The organism is Nocardia sp. NPDC005366 (genome assembly GCF_040606855.1).
Classification (GTDB): Bacteria; Actinomycetota; Actinomycetes; order Mycobacteriales; family Mycobacteriaceae; genus Nocardia.
This window is the reverse complement of record NZ_JBEXFQ010000013.1, coordinates 91,624-104,709: the sequence shown is the minus strand read 5'-3', so window position 1 is coordinate 104,709 and position 13,086 is coordinate 91,624. Positions and strand designations below refer to the sequence as shown.

Below are 13,086 nucleotides of genomic sequence, written 5' to 3'. Positions count from 1 at the left end.
CAGGTAGTCGAACTTCGGATTCTGACGGGGGCGTTGAGTTCGGAGCGTTACAGCTCGGGAGGACTGTCACGTGTCTCGTCATCTACTCATCGGCCGTGTCGCCGTCGGGGTATGCACGGCGGTGGCCGCGCTAGCGCTGGTCGCCGGCTGTAGTTCCACCATCGATGGCACCGCGCAACCCGCGGTCGACAACGGAACCGTCGACGCGGTGACCACGAGCGCTCCGAAGACATCGGCCCCCCGCTCGTCGAGCGGCAGGCCGACCTCCGGTCGTCCGACGACGACAACGCGCGGCGGCAATACCGACTTCGAGGCGAGTGTCGGCGATTGCGTCGCCCTCGGCGGCACCACCAACAACGCCACCATCTCCAAGGCGTCCTGCGGTAGCCGTTCGGCTAATTACAAGGTCATCGGCAAGGCTCCGACCAGTTCGGCCTGCATCGGCGACCGCGACAACTTCTACGCCGAGACGCTCAACGGGGTCCAGCAGGGTGCGCTGTGCCTGGATATCGACTGGGTGGTCGGCGGCTGCATGGATGTCGGAGGCGAGGATCCCAAGCGCATCGATTGCAGCGAGCGGGGTCTGCAAGGTGTTCGCGTGGTGAATATCCAGCAGGGTGCCTCCGATGCGGGCGCGTGCAGCACCGGCACCGGCTTCACCTACGAGGAACGTAAGTTCGTCGTCTGCGTCGAGGAACTCTAAAGGCTCGGCGAAGCCCGGCGGCTCCGGGGCCGGACGGCGCTAGTTTGGGGCGGTGAGCATCGCCCCGGATCTACCCCGGCTCGGCTCGGCGAAGGGCCGCTGGATCCTGCTGGCCACGATCCTCGGATCGTCGGTCGCCTCGCTCGACGCGACCGTCGTCAATATCGCGCTGCCAAGCATCGGTGCCTCACTGGAGACCGATGTAGCGGGCTTGCAGTGGACGCTCAACGGGTACACCCTGACGCTGGCCTCGTTCATCCTGCTCGGCGGCTCGCTCGGCGACAAGCTCGGCAGGCGCAAGGTATTCGTTTGGGGCGCCGCCGGATTCGCACTCGCCTCGGTGCTGTGCGGCATCGCGGCCGGTATCGAGATGCTGGTCGCGGCCCGTGTCCTGCAGGGCGTCGCGGGCGCGATGCTCACCCCGGGCAGTCTCGCGCTGATCTCCTCCTCGATCGATAAGCGAGATCAGGGCGCGGCGATCGGCCTGTGGTCCGGATTCGGCGGGGTCGCGGGCGCGCTCGGTCCCTTTCTCGGCGGCTGGCTCATCGATCTGGCGGGCTGGCAGTCCATCTTCTTCCTCAATGTGCCGCTGGTGGTCGTCGTCGTGCTCGTCGCGTTACGCCATGTGCCGGAGAGTCGTGATCCCGATGCCGTGGCCCGCTTGGATGTCCCTGGCGCACTGGTGGTCGCGCTGGCACTTGGCGCGCTCACGTTCGGACTCATCGAGGGGGTGCCGCCGCTGATCGTCGCCGGTGTACTGCTGCTCGGCTTGTTCGTCGTCATCGAAATGCGCGGCGATCATCCGCTGGTACCGCCGTCGCTGTTCGCCTCGCGGGTATTCACCGCGGCGAATCTGGTCACCCTCGCCGTCTACGCCGCGCTCGGCGGCGTGTTCTTCCTGCTGGTGCTGGAATTGCAGGTGGTCGCGGGTTTCTCGCCGCTGATGTCGGGGGTGTCGACCGTCCCGATGACGGTGATCATGCTGGTGCTCTCGGCGCCCGCGGGCCGCTGGGCGCAGGTGCACGGTCCTCGGCTGCCGATGACAGCCGGTCCGGTACTGGCTGCGGCCGGTCTCGTGCTGCTGATGCGGATCGGGTCCGACACCACCTATGTCCTCGATGTGCTGCCCGGCGTCCTGGTCTTCGGTCTCGGCCTCTCGGTCCTGGTCGCCCCGCTCACCGGCGCTGTACTCGGCGCGGTGCCGGAGGGCGAGGCCGGTATCGCCTCGGGGGTGAACAACGCGGTGGCAAGGACGGCGCAGTTGCTCGCGGTGGCCGCGCTGCCCGGTCTTGCGGGTATCTCCGGATCGCTGTCCGATCCGAGCGCCTTCGACCGAGGGTTCGAGGTCGCGATGTGGATCTGTGCCGGATCGCTGATCTCGGGGGCACTGCTTGCCGCGGTGCTTCTGCGTCCGCCGAGGCGCGCGCCCGCGCTGGACAGCGTCGACTGCCTACCGCAGTGCGCGGTGACAGGTCCGGCGGTCGCCCCTGTTCGGCGCGCGAGTTCCTGACAGAGCGGACGGGTCCCGCGCAGGGGCGACATCGAGCGAATCGGGGGCTCCGAACGCGAACGAGCGGGCGCTCGCGCGCCCGCTCGCCGATATCCGCCGTGCTGTCTAGATGGGGTTGAAACCGGCGCCGACGCCGCCTCGGGCGTTGATATCGCCGATGATCGCGCTCATATTGGTGCCGACCTCGGGGCCGAAGCAGGCGATGGCCAGGTAGGCGTTCACCATCCCGACCAGGGTCGTGCCGACGACGACCGGAGCACCGGAATCACCTTCGACCACGCACATCTGGCTCCATGTCTCGACATTCGTGCCGAAGACATCGCCCCAGGAGATGCCGCAGGTGTTACCCGTCGTGCGGCCTTCCTTGCAGACGATCATCGGGAACCGCGCGGGCCCGCCGAGTCCGGTGATGGTGACGTTGCCGATCCGGTTCACCGGCACGACGGCACCCGGGGTGAACTGGATGACGGCGTAGTCGAGTTCATGGTTGGAGTAGGCGAAACGGCCGATCTGACCCGCGCCGCGATCGGCTTCGGCGTAGACCTGGGCCCCGGCGTCCCCGCAATGCCCCGCCGTGAGCCCCACCAGTCGGCCCGCGCCGTCATATCCCACCGTGGTGACCGTGCACTCGTACTGGTTGTCGATGATGATGCCGGAACCACCGCCGATCACCGGCGGACCCGCGGCGTCCGCGGTGCCCGCACCGAGCAGTGCCGCACCAAGGGCTACGGCGAAGACGGCGTTGGCCGCCTTGGCGAGTTTGCTGAACATGTCCCTCCAGACGTCGGAAGTCCGCACGATATCAATCTGTCGCACTCATCGTGTCAGTATTCGGTCTCGGGCGCGTCTCGATGACGTGCCCGATGTGGCGGCGGTGCCCGAACTTCGTTCTCGACAGTCCGGGCGGAGCGGCTCGCATTTCGCTGATAGCAAACTTCTATTGCACTTGGATCGGAACAGTCGCGTTTTGTGTTTCGGACACAATTTTGTACCGATTCATTGTGGTCGCAAAACAGTAGATTTTTAGATGAATATATTCCGCGTTATTTGCTTCAAAAGGTGTCGCAATCCCCTGGTCGACGTGGCTGAACTGTCACTTGTGCCAGAGTGTGGATGGTGAATTTTGGGTCGTGACCCAGTCGTGGTGGCCTATGTCATAGCGATTACAGCAAAGTGACAACTATCTATGACTCCAATCACAGAGTGATGCTGTGTTCTGGCTTACTACGTAGTAAGGTGCGTCAAGCAAACAAGTCGTCGGGGCAGCCAACCGGCGTCGAGAGGGGTTAGCCAGTGCAGTCGACCAAGAGTCCACCAACAGGGTCACGGATCGGTGACGCGGTCGATTGGACGAGGGCCTACTGGGAAGACCATCCGAAGCGGTCACTGGAGACCTTCGGCAGGCAGATCACTATGGGATTCGCCGCCGTGATCGAACTGTTCGTGGCGATCTTCCGTCGTCGCTTTCCTTTCAAAGAATTCGTCCGCCAGTGCGCGTTCATGTCGAACGTCGCCGCCGCGCCCACATTGCTGGTCGCGATCCCGATCGGTGTCATCGTCTCGATCCAGGTCGGCGCCGTCGCGGGTCAGGTCGGCGCGACCTCGTTCATCGGCGCTGCCAACGGTCTCGGCATCATCCAGCAGGGCGCGCCGCTGGTCACCTCGCTGATGATCGCGGGCGCGGTCGGTTCGGCCATCTGCGCCGACCTCGGTTCGCGCACCATCCGCGAGGAAATCGACGCCATGAAGGTGATGGGCGTCGACCCCATGCGCAGGCTGGTCGCCCCCCGGCTCGGCGCGGCGATGCTCGTCAGTGTCCTGCTCTGCGGGTTCGTCGTCTTCGTCGGCTTCCTCACCGGCTACATCTTCAATATCTTCGCCCAGGGCGGTACCCCGGGCTCCTACGTCGGAACCTTCTCGTCCTTCGCGGTCACCCGTGACCTGTTCGTCGCTCTGATGAAGTCGTTGATCTTCGGGCTGCTCGCCGCCATCATCGCCTGCGATACCGGGCTCAATACCCGCGGCGGTCCCGGCGGCGTCGCCAACTCGGTGAACTCCGCGGTGGTCAGCTCCGCGATCATGCTGTTCGGTGTGAACCTGATCATTACCCAGGTCTACAGCGCACTCTTCCCCCCACAGGTGGTCTGAGCCGGTGTCCTCAACCTATGTCCCGCCGCTACTGCGGCCGCTGAATGCGCTCAAGCGCACCGCCAACGCCCCGGTGGATCTGCTGGCCCGCCTCGGTCATCAGGTCTTCTTCTTCCTGCGCTCGATCGGCTCGATCCCGCTGGCGCTGCGGCACTACCCCAAGGAAGTGTGGCGTCTGCTCTCTGACGTCACCTGGGGTAACGGCAATCTCGTCGTCGGCGGCGGCACCATCGGCGTGGTGGTGATCCTGAGCGCGTTCGGCGGTATGACCGTCGGCATTCAGGGCCACACCTCGCTGAACCTGCTCGGCCTGAGCCCGATCACCGGTGCCATCTCCGCGTTCGCGACGACCCGTGAACTCGGCCCGCTGCTCGCGGCGCTGGCCTTCGCCGCCCAGGCGGGCTGCCGGTTCACCGCCCAGCTCGGCGCCATGCGCATCTCCGAGGAGATCGACGCGCTGGAATCGATCGCCATCCGCCCGCTGCCCTATCTGGTCAGTACCAGGATTTTCGCGGCGATCGTCGCCATCATCCCGCTGTACTGCCTCGGTCTGGCCGTCGCCTACATCTCCTGCGCGGTCACCGTGCAGATGATCGGTGGTACCGCGAGCGGTACCTATATGCACTACTTCTATCAGTTCCTCGTACCCGTCGACGTGATCTATTCGCTGCTCAAGGCAATCCTGTTCGTCGCGATCACCACCTTCATCCAGTGCTACTACGGGTTCTTCGCCTCGGGCGGCCCGGAGGGTGTCGGTGTCGCGGCGGGCCGGGCGATCAAGATGTGCATCATCCTGGTCGTCTTCGCGGACTTGTTCATGACGTTGGCGATCTGGGGCGTCAACCCCGGCATCCGGATCTCGGGATAAGGCGAGATGATTCTTGATCCCAGTGGGCGTGGGCCCACCATGCGGCAGTTGTTGATCGCGGGCGCGTCCGGGCTTCTCGTCCTCACCGTGGTCTTCGGATTCCTGTACGCCCGCTACCAGGGCTACTTCGTCCCGAAGGTCAATGTGGTCGCCAACCTCACCACCACCGGCGACGGACTGCCCTCGCAGGCCGATGTCAAATTCCGCGGTGTGTTGGTCGGCGCGGTCGACGAGGTCGAGGTCGCGGCCAAGGGCGAGTTGCAGAAGGTGCAGATCGAACTGAAGCCCGAATTCGCCGAAGGCATCCCGGCCAATGTCACCGCGCGGGTGGTGCCGAGCAACCTGTTCGCCGTCACCTCGGTGGAATTGGTCTTCAACGGGCCCGCCGACCAGTACCTGCACGACGGTTCGGTCATCGAGGAGGATCGCAGCCAGGGCACGATCGCGCTGCAGGACACCCTGACCGCCGTGCGCAATGTGCTCGACAAGATCGACCCGCTGCAGTTCGGCCGCGTCCTCGGCACGCTGTCGCAGGCGCTGGACGGCAGTGGCAGGATGCCGGGCTCGACCATCGAGCGCCTCGACCGCTGGCTGCTCGCCGTCGACGAATCCATCCCCGATCTCGGGGTCATGCTCGGGGACTTCTCGTCGTCGTTCCGCGCGCTGAACCAATCGGCGCCGGAACTGGTCGACGTGCTCGGCAGTTCGGTGCAGACCGCGCGGACCATCGCCGATCGCCGCGCACAGCTCGTCGAGTTGATCACCGGCGCGGGCGGCACGGTCGACACGGTCAACGACCTGTTCGCCCGTAATCCGGACGTGGGCAAGCAGGTAACCGCGGGCACCAGCGACACCTTCGGCGCGCTGGCCGCCGACCCGGCCGCGATCACCCAGGCGATCGTCAACCTGGGCGAAGCGGCGACGAAGCTGAATACGGTCTTCCACTGGGGGCCGCAGAAGCAGATGGTGTGGAATCTCGGCATCACCCTCACCCCGTACCAGCCGAATACCGTCGCCGATTGCCCGCGCTACGGCGAGATGGCAGGACCGAGCTGCTTCACCGCGCCCGCCGTGGTCGAACTCCCGCCGCTGCCGGAATCGCTGCGCCCGCGCGCCCTCGACTCGGCTGCCGGGTTGCCGCCGCTGGTGCCGATGCCTGGCCTGCCCGTGCTGCCCGGCCTGACCACGGCCGCGGTGCCGTTGCCGACCGAGGCGACCGGCACATCGAAACCGTTCGCGGGCACCCCGCTGGAAGGTCTGTTCCCCGAACTGCCGCCGATCTTCGGTGGACAGCAGCCGACCGGACAACAACCCGCGCCCGCGACGGCCGAACCCGCCCGGCCGGAGACCAAGCCCGCGGCGGCTCCGATCTCCTACCGTGGCGATGCCGCGATCACGCAGCTGCTCGGCCGCAAACCGACGACCACCGAATACCTGCTGCTGAGCCCGATCATGAAGAACGGAACCCTGCAAGTGACCGAAAGTGGAGGCGGCCGATGAGCATTCGCAAACCGCTGATCGGCTTCAGCATCTTCGCGCTGGTCTCCGTACTGGTGACCGTGGTCGTGTGGAACACCCTGGCGCGCACCGTGGCCGGTGATACCAAGACCTACTCGGCGACCTTCACCGACGTACTCGGCCTCCGCGAGGGCGACGACGTCAGGATGGCGGGTGTCCGGGTCGGCAAGATCGAGAAGATCGAACTGGACGGCAAGAACGACGCCAAGGTGACGTTCATCGTGCAGAGCGATCAGACCATCTACGACGACACCAAGGCGCTGGTGCGCTACCAGAACCTGATCGGACAGCGCTACATCGCGCTTGCCCCCGGCAAGGCGGCGAATCCGGCGCCGATGAAGAACAAAGCCGCGATTCCGCTGGAGCGCACCGAACCGTCGTTCGATGTCTCGGCCCTGCTCAACGGCTTCCAGCCGCTGTTCCAGGTGCTCCAGCCCGATCAGGTCAATCGCCTGTCGGAGACATTCATCCAGGCACTGCAGGGTGACGGAGTATCGCTGAGCGCCTTCATAACCCAGGCCGCGACGCTGGCCACGGATTTCCAGCGCCGCGACGCCATTCTGACCGATGTGATCACCAACCTCTCCGGAGTCATGGCGGGGTTGGCCAAACGAGGTGACGAGTTGGAGACGCTGGTGACCCAAACCCGGTCGCTGATCGGCGGGCTGTACGAGCAGGGCCAGTCTCTGCAGCAGTCCACGGTCCAGATCGCGAACGCGACGGGTTCACTCGTCGATATGGTCGGCAAGATCCAGCCGAAGCTCCAGACGGCGCAGAATTCGACGAGCGCGGCGCTGACGCTGCTGATCGCCACCGGCGCGCAGCTCGATCAGGCGGCCGTCGACCTGCCCGCCATCCTGGGCAACGCCGGTAGCTTCGCCTCCGAGGGCACCTACGCCAACGCGTATATCTGCAGCCTCGACGTCTCGCTCTGGGGGGTGCTGTTCCCCCGTGGCCTGTTCAACCAGATCGGTGGCACCTCGCACTCGGCGGTGTGCCGCCCATGATGACGAAACTCAAGTCACGGTTCCAGGCCAACCGCAACTTCTGGCTCGGTGTGGTCGGTGCGATTCTCATCGTGGTCATGCTGGCGATATCCAGCGTGTTCAAGATGCTCGGCGTCGGCGATCAGTCGGTGAAGGTCGAATTCGTGCAGGCGGCGGGCATCCGGGTCGGCGACAAGGTCGACGTAGCGGGCGTCCCGGTGGGGACGGTGGGCGGCGCCGAACTCGAACACGGCCACGTCCTGCTGACACTGAATGTCGACAAGAGCCTGAAACTCGGACCGGACGCCCGCGCGTCGATCAAGATGGCGACGCTGCTCGGCGCCCGCTACGTCGATCTGGAGCCGGGTGACGGTTCCGGTCTGCGCGACAAGCGGATTCCGTTGTCCAACACCACCGTTCCGTACAACCTCGCCGACGTGGTGCAGATCGGCACCCCGAAGTTCGAGGAACTCGACACCGCGAAGCTGGCCGAATCGCTGAACCTGGTCAATCAGCAGTTCGGCGATTCCCCCCAGCTCGTCGCCCAGGCGCTCGACAGCGTCGGCGCGCTGGCCAAGGTGATGGATGCCCGCAAGACCGAGGTCGACAGCCTGCTCAAGGATCTGGACAAGGTCACCCAGCTGCTCGCCGACAACCGCAACAGCGTGCTGCTCATCATCACCCAGGGCGAGGCCATCGCCACCCGGGTCATGGAACGGCAGAATCTGCTGCGCCAGCTGCTCGACAATGTCGCGACGCTGACCCATCAGCTGCAGCAGATCGGCGCCGAGAACGACGCCAAACTCGGCCCGACGATCGCGCAGCTCAATGTCATGGCCGAGGGCCTGCAGAAGAACAAGGAGAATCTGGACCGGTTGTTGTCGATCGTGCCGCCGTCGGTGCGCTATCTGGCGAACGTCTTCGGCAACGGCAATTACGGCGAGGTCGCGTTGCCGTGGCTGTTCCCGGACAACTGGTTGTGCTTCGTCCAGGTAGTCGAGGGGTGCCAAGGATGACAATGCGGAAGCGATGGAATGCTGCCGTCCGGAATGCTGCGGCCAGGAACGCCAAGGCGCTGCGCCGGTCCGTTGTGCTCGGCGCGACGGTGCTCGCCATCGGCAGCTGCTCGATACTTCCCGGCTCGGTGAACGACGCGCTCGGCAACACGATGCGCATCACCGCGGATTTCGAGAATATCGCGGGCATGTACGAGGGCAATCCGATCACGGTGCTCGGACTCGACGTGGGCAAGGTCGACAAGATCGTGCCCAAGGGCACCTTCATCGAGGTGCACATGTCGATCGACAGCGATGTGAAGATCCCGAAGGACGCGATCGCCGCGATCGTCTCGCCGTCGATCGTCACCGACCGCCATATCGAGCTGACGCCGGTGTACACCGAGGGTGCGACGCTGTCCGACGGTGAACATCTGCCGTTGAAGCGGACCAGGACCCCGGTCGAACTGGACACGATGATCAAGACCATCGACCAGTTCGCCGCGGCGCTCAAACCGCAGCCGGGCCAGGAAGGTGTCGGCCCACTGTCGGGCCGGGTGCTCTACCCGATGGTCAACGGCCAGGGCGAGAAGATGCGCGACACCCTCAACGCGCTCTCGGGTGCGTTGAAGGTCGGTGTCGACAACAAGGACGCGATCTCCAACATCATCGTGAAGTTGAACGAACTCACCACGATGCTCGCCGAGAACGACCAGTCCGTGCGCGATTTCAGCAATCAGGTGACGCAGATGACCGGTCTGCTCGCCGAACAGGCGCCGGGCTTGCAGGCCACCCTGCAGCAGATGAACGATTTCCTCGCCAACACCAGCTCGGTGTTCGACCAGTACCAGGATCAGCTGTCGGGCACGCTCACGGGTCTGACCAATGTGACCAACCAGTTGCGCGAGAACGCCTCCGGCCTGACCGAAATCGTCGACGTGGCGCCGATGCTGTTGCAGAGCATCGACCGGTCGATGAACAAGGAGGCCGGGTTCGTCCGCCTGCACGGTCTCATCGGCACCGCGCTCAGCGGCGAGATCGTCAGCCTGTTCTGCGAACGGATCCAGATGCGGGCCGATGGTTGTCGCACCGGAAATATGCAGGATTTCGGACCGGATTACGGTCTCACCGCCGCACTGCTTGGACTGACGAAATGACCAATCGAATGATGAAGGCGCGCAGGGCGATCGTCGCGGTCGCCGCCGTCGCCGCGGTCGGCGTCACCTCCGGGTGCGGGTTGACCGTGGAGGAATTACCGTTGCCCAAGCCGGGGCAGTCCGGCGATACCTACACCTTGCACGCGGTTTTCGAGAACGCGCTGAATCTGCCGGATCAGGCCAAGGTCAAGATCGGCGGTTCCGACGTCGGGGTTGTCACCGATATCAAGACCAAGAATTTCCAGGCGGTCGTGGATATGAATATCCGCACCGATATCGAGCTGCCCGAGGGGACTACCGCGGAACTGCGCCAAGCGACTCCGCTCGGCGATGTCTTCGTCGCGATCTCCAAACCGAAAACCCAGCCGGGTGTTCCTCTGCTGAAGAACGGCGACACCCTCACGCTGGACGAGACGTCGGCGGGCGCCACGGTCGAAGAGTTGTTGATCTCGGTCTCCATGCTGTTCAACGGCGGCGGCATCGCCAGCCTCAGCAGGCTCGGGACGGAATTGGATTCCATCGTCGGCGGTCGCGGTCCGCAGCTCGCGCATCTGATCACCGAGATGACCGGCGTGGTCGGCAGTCTGAACGAGAACAGCGCCAAGATCGATGGTGTGCTCAGTGGTTTCAGCGCCCTGACGACGACCATCGAGGCACGGCGCGACGAACTCGGCCAGGTCGCCGACACGCTGCCACAGATGATCGGCGCGGTGGCCGAGAACAACCGCGCCCTCGCCGATCTGCTCACGAAGATCTCGACTACGAGTGCGGCACTGGGCGATTACGCCGATACCTCGTCCGATCAGCTGGCCAGCCTGCTGGACAATCTGGGCAACCTGATGGACGCGCTCGCCGCCACCGGTGACAGATTCGGGTACGCGCTCGACCAACTGCACGACATCAAGCCGAAGGTCGACGCGAGCTTCAAGGGTAAGAGCCTGTCCGTCTACGCGACGCTGACCCAGCTCGATGTCGGTCTGCTCACCGATCCGGCGAACAGCAAATTCCCGGATCTGAAGGATCTCGACGATTTCGTCGGCAGCTTCATCCAGGTTCTGCAGATCGTGCAGGGCCGGGTCCAGGGAGGACACCGATGAGCCGGGCCGGGAAGATACTGCGCAGCAAGATATTCCTGTCCAACGCGGGATTGGTGCTTGTACTGCTGATCGGCGCCACCTACCTGCTGGTGAACGTGATGCGGGTCAATCCGCTGAAGGGGTCCTACACCGTCACGGTGAGTCTGGATCGCTCCGGCGGCCTGCAACCAGGCAACGATGTGACGTTGCGCGGTTACCGCGTCGGCAAGGTCACCTCGATCAAGCTGACCGATCGCGGTCAGGCCATCGCGGCGGCGGCCGAAATCGATTCCGACTACCGGATTCCCGTCGATACCGTGATCTCGGTGCAGGCGTTGTCCGGCGCGGGCGAGCAGTACATCGATTTCCGTCCGGTCACCGAGGGCGGTCCGTTCCTGCGTGACGGAACGGTGATCGCCTTCGACCCGGCGAAGATCAAGACGCCGACTCCGATCTGGTCGGTGCTCGACAACGCGAGCGCCCTGATCGCCCAGGTCGATCCGGATAAGTTCGGCACCATCCTGTCCGAATTGGATATCGCGCTCAGCGGCGGCCCGGATCAGTTGCGCGGCATCATCAACGGCATCAGTCTGGCCGCGGCCGGTCTCGATTCGCTGTTGCCGCAGACCACAAATCTGATCACCAATCTGCGCACCATCGCCAACACCACTTCGAACGCGCAGCCCGATCTCGCCATCCTGACCAGGAATTCGGGCGTGCTGTTCGAGCAGTTCAACAATGCCAACGCCGAACTGCAGGCGCTACTCGAGCAGTCGCCCGGCCAGTTCGCCAGTCTCGGTGCGGTACTGGACAAGACGAGTGATCCGATGACCAGTCTCGTCACCAATTTCGCCGCTATCACCAAGGCCGCGCAACTGCGTACCCCCGCGCTGCGCGCGCTGTTCCCCTCCCTCGAAGCGGGACTCGGTGCGCTCGGTGTCCCCGCCCACGACGGCGAGTTCCACACCATCCTGGATATCTGGCCGCGCCCGACCTGCAACTACGACACCAAGCAGATGCGCAACGAGGTCGTGCAGGACGACACCCTGCCGAAGTGGAACTACTGTGTGAACCCGCCAGCGGATCAGCAGATCCGAGGTGCGGCCAACGCGCCGCGCCCGAACGTGCCGAACAACGGCGCGCAGAGGCCGCCAGGTGTGGATCCGAACGAACGGACCATTCCGCCGGCGCGGTGAGCATCACCCCGTCCGGTGGCTGGGCCATCGGCCGGGGCATACTCGCCGGTAGACCGCCTACGATCAGCCCGTTCGGGCCGATCGGCCGAATCGGCGCGTGCGCGCGCCGGGAAAGTGCAGGATTGTATCGATGTCCACCGACGACGCCGACACCGCCGACACCGCCGACAACACTGACAACACCGACAAGGCCGAGGACGCCGCAGGCACCGCGGACGCGGTGACCGAGGGCAAGGCCGAGACCGAAGAGGCGACGGCGAAGCCGGATCTGGCGAAGGCGACGGCGAAGGCACCGGAAGAGAAGCAAGCGCCTCGGACGAGTCCACCGGCGAAGGCCGCGGCGACCTCGGGATCGAGTCCGACGCCGATCATCGCCGCGTTCGTGGCGGGCATCCTGCTGGTCGCGGCGATCACCGCCGTCGTGGTGTTCTACTTGCAGGCCCAGAACCGCGGCGACGAACTCGCCGCGGTCGAGGACTCCACCCACGCGGCGTGCGCTTTCGGACGCAATGTCTCCACCTACGACTACTCCAAGGATCTGGACGGCTACTTCAAAACCGTCAAGGAAGGCGCGACCGGCGACTTCCTGAAGGAGTTCGACGACGCGAGCAAGGCGCTCAGCGAAGCCATGGTGCAGGCGCAGGTGAAATCCTGGGTCGATGACGTGCAGTGCGGCCACCAGTCCGGTGATTCCGAATCGGCCAAGGTCCTCGTGACGCTGACCCAGTTCCGCACCAACTTCAGCCAGACCACACCGGATCGGCAGTACGTCGTGGTGATCGCGGATCTGAAGAACGAGGGCGGCGACTGGAAGGTGAGCAAACTCGACTCACCGATGCTCAGGGGCAGCGGTACCGGACTGCCCGGCGGCGCTTCCGCCACGCCGGGGGCCACACCCGCTCCGGCCCCGGCGCCGGGAAACTGATCTT

The 13,086-nt window shown here is 64.9% G+C and carries 12 protein-coding genes; 11 read left to right on the top strand and 1 reads right to left on the bottom strand.

The features are described from left to right. Positions 1-70 precede the first annotated feature (70 nt). Entirely contained in the window at positions 71-703 is a 633-nt protein-coding gene (locus tag ABZS43_RS17220) for a hypothetical protein (protein WP_355036868.1), read from the top strand. Between the two features lie 58 nt (positions 704-761). Beyond that, the gene (locus ABZS43_RS17215) at positions 762-2,213 is read left to right on the top strand and encodes an MFS transporter (protein WP_355036942.1); all 1,452 of its coding nucleotides are present in this window, start codon (positions 762-764) and stop codon (positions 2,211-2,213) included. Between the two features lie 105 nt (positions 2,214-2,318). On the opposite strand, the gene ABZS43_RS17210 is transcribed toward ABZS43_RS17215, so the two are convergent. Continuing rightward, positions 2,319-2,984, bottom strand: a complete 666-nt coding sequence (locus ABZS43_RS17210; protein ID WP_355036941.1) for a serine protease — start codon at positions 2,982-2,984, stop codon at positions 2,319-2,321. 522 nt (positions 2,985-3,506) lie between these two features. Between ABZS43_RS17210 and ABZS43_RS17205 the strand changes: the two genes are divergently transcribed. The 9 genes from ABZS43_RS17205 to ABZS43_RS17165 all read left to right on the top strand — a co-directional run bounded on the left by ABZS43_RS17205 (position 3,507) and on the right by ABZS43_RS17165 (position 13,082). Continuing rightward, a complete protein-coding gene (locus ABZS43_RS17205) occupies positions 3,507-4,361 on the top strand; it encodes an ABC transporter permease (RefSeq protein WP_355036867.1) in 855 nt (284 codons plus the stop codon). A gap of 4 nt (positions 4,362-4,365) precedes the next feature. Continuing rightward, on the top strand, positions 4,366-5,229 hold the full coding sequence (locus tag ABZS43_RS17200) for an ABC transporter permease (protein ID WP_355036866.1): 864 nt from the start codon (positions 4,366-4,368) through the stop codon (positions 5,227-5,229). Positions 5,230-5,235: 6 nt separating this feature from the next. Further along, on the top strand, positions 5,236-6,729 hold the full coding sequence (locus tag ABZS43_RS17195) for an MCE family protein (RefSeq protein WP_355036865.1): 1,494 nt from the start codon (positions 5,236-5,238) through the stop codon (positions 6,727-6,729). After that, entirely contained in the window at positions 6,726-7,754 is a 1,029-nt protein-coding gene (locus ABZS43_RS17190) for an MCE family protein (protein WP_355036864.1), read from the top strand. Before ABZS43_RS17195 ends, ABZS43_RS17190 begins: the two co-directional genes overlap by 4 nt. After that, a complete protein-coding gene (locus ABZS43_RS17185) occupies positions 7,754-8,749 on the top strand; it encodes an MCE family protein (RefSeq protein WP_355036940.1) in 996 nt (331 codons plus the stop codon). Before ABZS43_RS17190 ends, ABZS43_RS17185 begins: the two co-directional genes overlap by 1 nt. Further along, positions 8,746-9,885 carry an MlaD family protein gene (locus ABZS43_RS17180; protein ID WP_355036863.1) on the top strand — a complete coding sequence of 380 codons (1,140 nt, stop codon included), beginning with the start codon at positions 8,746-8,748 and terminating at the stop codon, positions 9,883-9,885. Before ABZS43_RS17185 ends, ABZS43_RS17180 begins: the two co-directional genes overlap by 4 nt. Then, complete coding sequence (locus ABZS43_RS17175; RefSeq protein WP_355036862.1) at positions 9,882-10,982, top strand: MCE family protein; 1,101 nt, start codon at positions 9,882-9,884, stop codon at positions 10,980-10,982. Before ABZS43_RS17180 ends, ABZS43_RS17175 begins: the two co-directional genes overlap by 4 nt. Continuing rightward, on the top strand, positions 10,979-12,157 hold the full coding sequence (locus ABZS43_RS17170) for an MlaD family protein (RefSeq protein ID WP_355036861.1): 1,179 nt from the start codon (positions 10,979-10,981) through the stop codon (positions 12,155-12,157). The genes ABZS43_RS17175 and ABZS43_RS17170 overlap by 4 nt, the downstream gene beginning before the upstream one ends. A gap of 130 nt (positions 12,158-12,287) precedes the next feature. Beyond that, positions 12,288-13,082, top strand: a complete 795-nt coding sequence (locus ABZS43_RS17165; RefSeq protein ID WP_355036860.1) for a hypothetical protein — start codon at positions 12,288-12,290, stop codon at positions 13,080-13,082. Positions 13,083-13,086 lie beyond the last annotated feature (4 nt).

Bases quoted from the DNA above. Each gene is read 5' to 3' on its own strand.
- ABZS43_RS17175 (WP_355036862.1), top strand. From the start codon at position 9,882: ATGACCAATCGAATGATGAAGGCGCGCAGGGCGATCGTCGCGGTCGCC.
- ABZS43_RS17210 (WP_355036941.1), bottom strand. From the start codon at position 2,984: ATGTTCAGCAAACTCGCCAAGGCGGCCAACGCCGTCTTCGCCGTAGCC.
- ABZS43_RS17190 (WP_355036864.1), top strand. From the start codon at position 6,726: ATGAGCATTCGCAAACCGCTGATCGGCTTCAGCATCTTCGCGCTGGTC.
- ABZS43_RS17170 (WP_355036861.1), top strand. From the start codon at position 10,979: ATGAGCCGGGCCGGGAAGATACTGCGCAGCAAGATATTCCTGTCCAAC.
- ABZS43_RS17195 (WP_355036865.1), top strand. From the start codon at position 5,236: ATGATTCTTGATCCCAGTGGGCGTGGGCCCACCATGCGGCAGTTGTTG.
- ABZS43_RS17180 (WP_355036863.1), top strand. From the start codon at position 8,746: ATGACAATGCGGAAGCGATGGAATGCTGCCGTCCGGAATGCTGCGGCC.
- ABZS43_RS17185 (WP_355036940.1), top strand. From the start codon at position 7,754: ATGACGAAACTCAAGTCACGGTTCCAGGCCAACCGCAACTTCTGGCTC.
- ABZS43_RS17165 (WP_355036860.1), top strand. From the start codon at position 12,288: ATGTCCACCGACGACGCCGACACCGCCGACACCGCCGACAACACTGAC.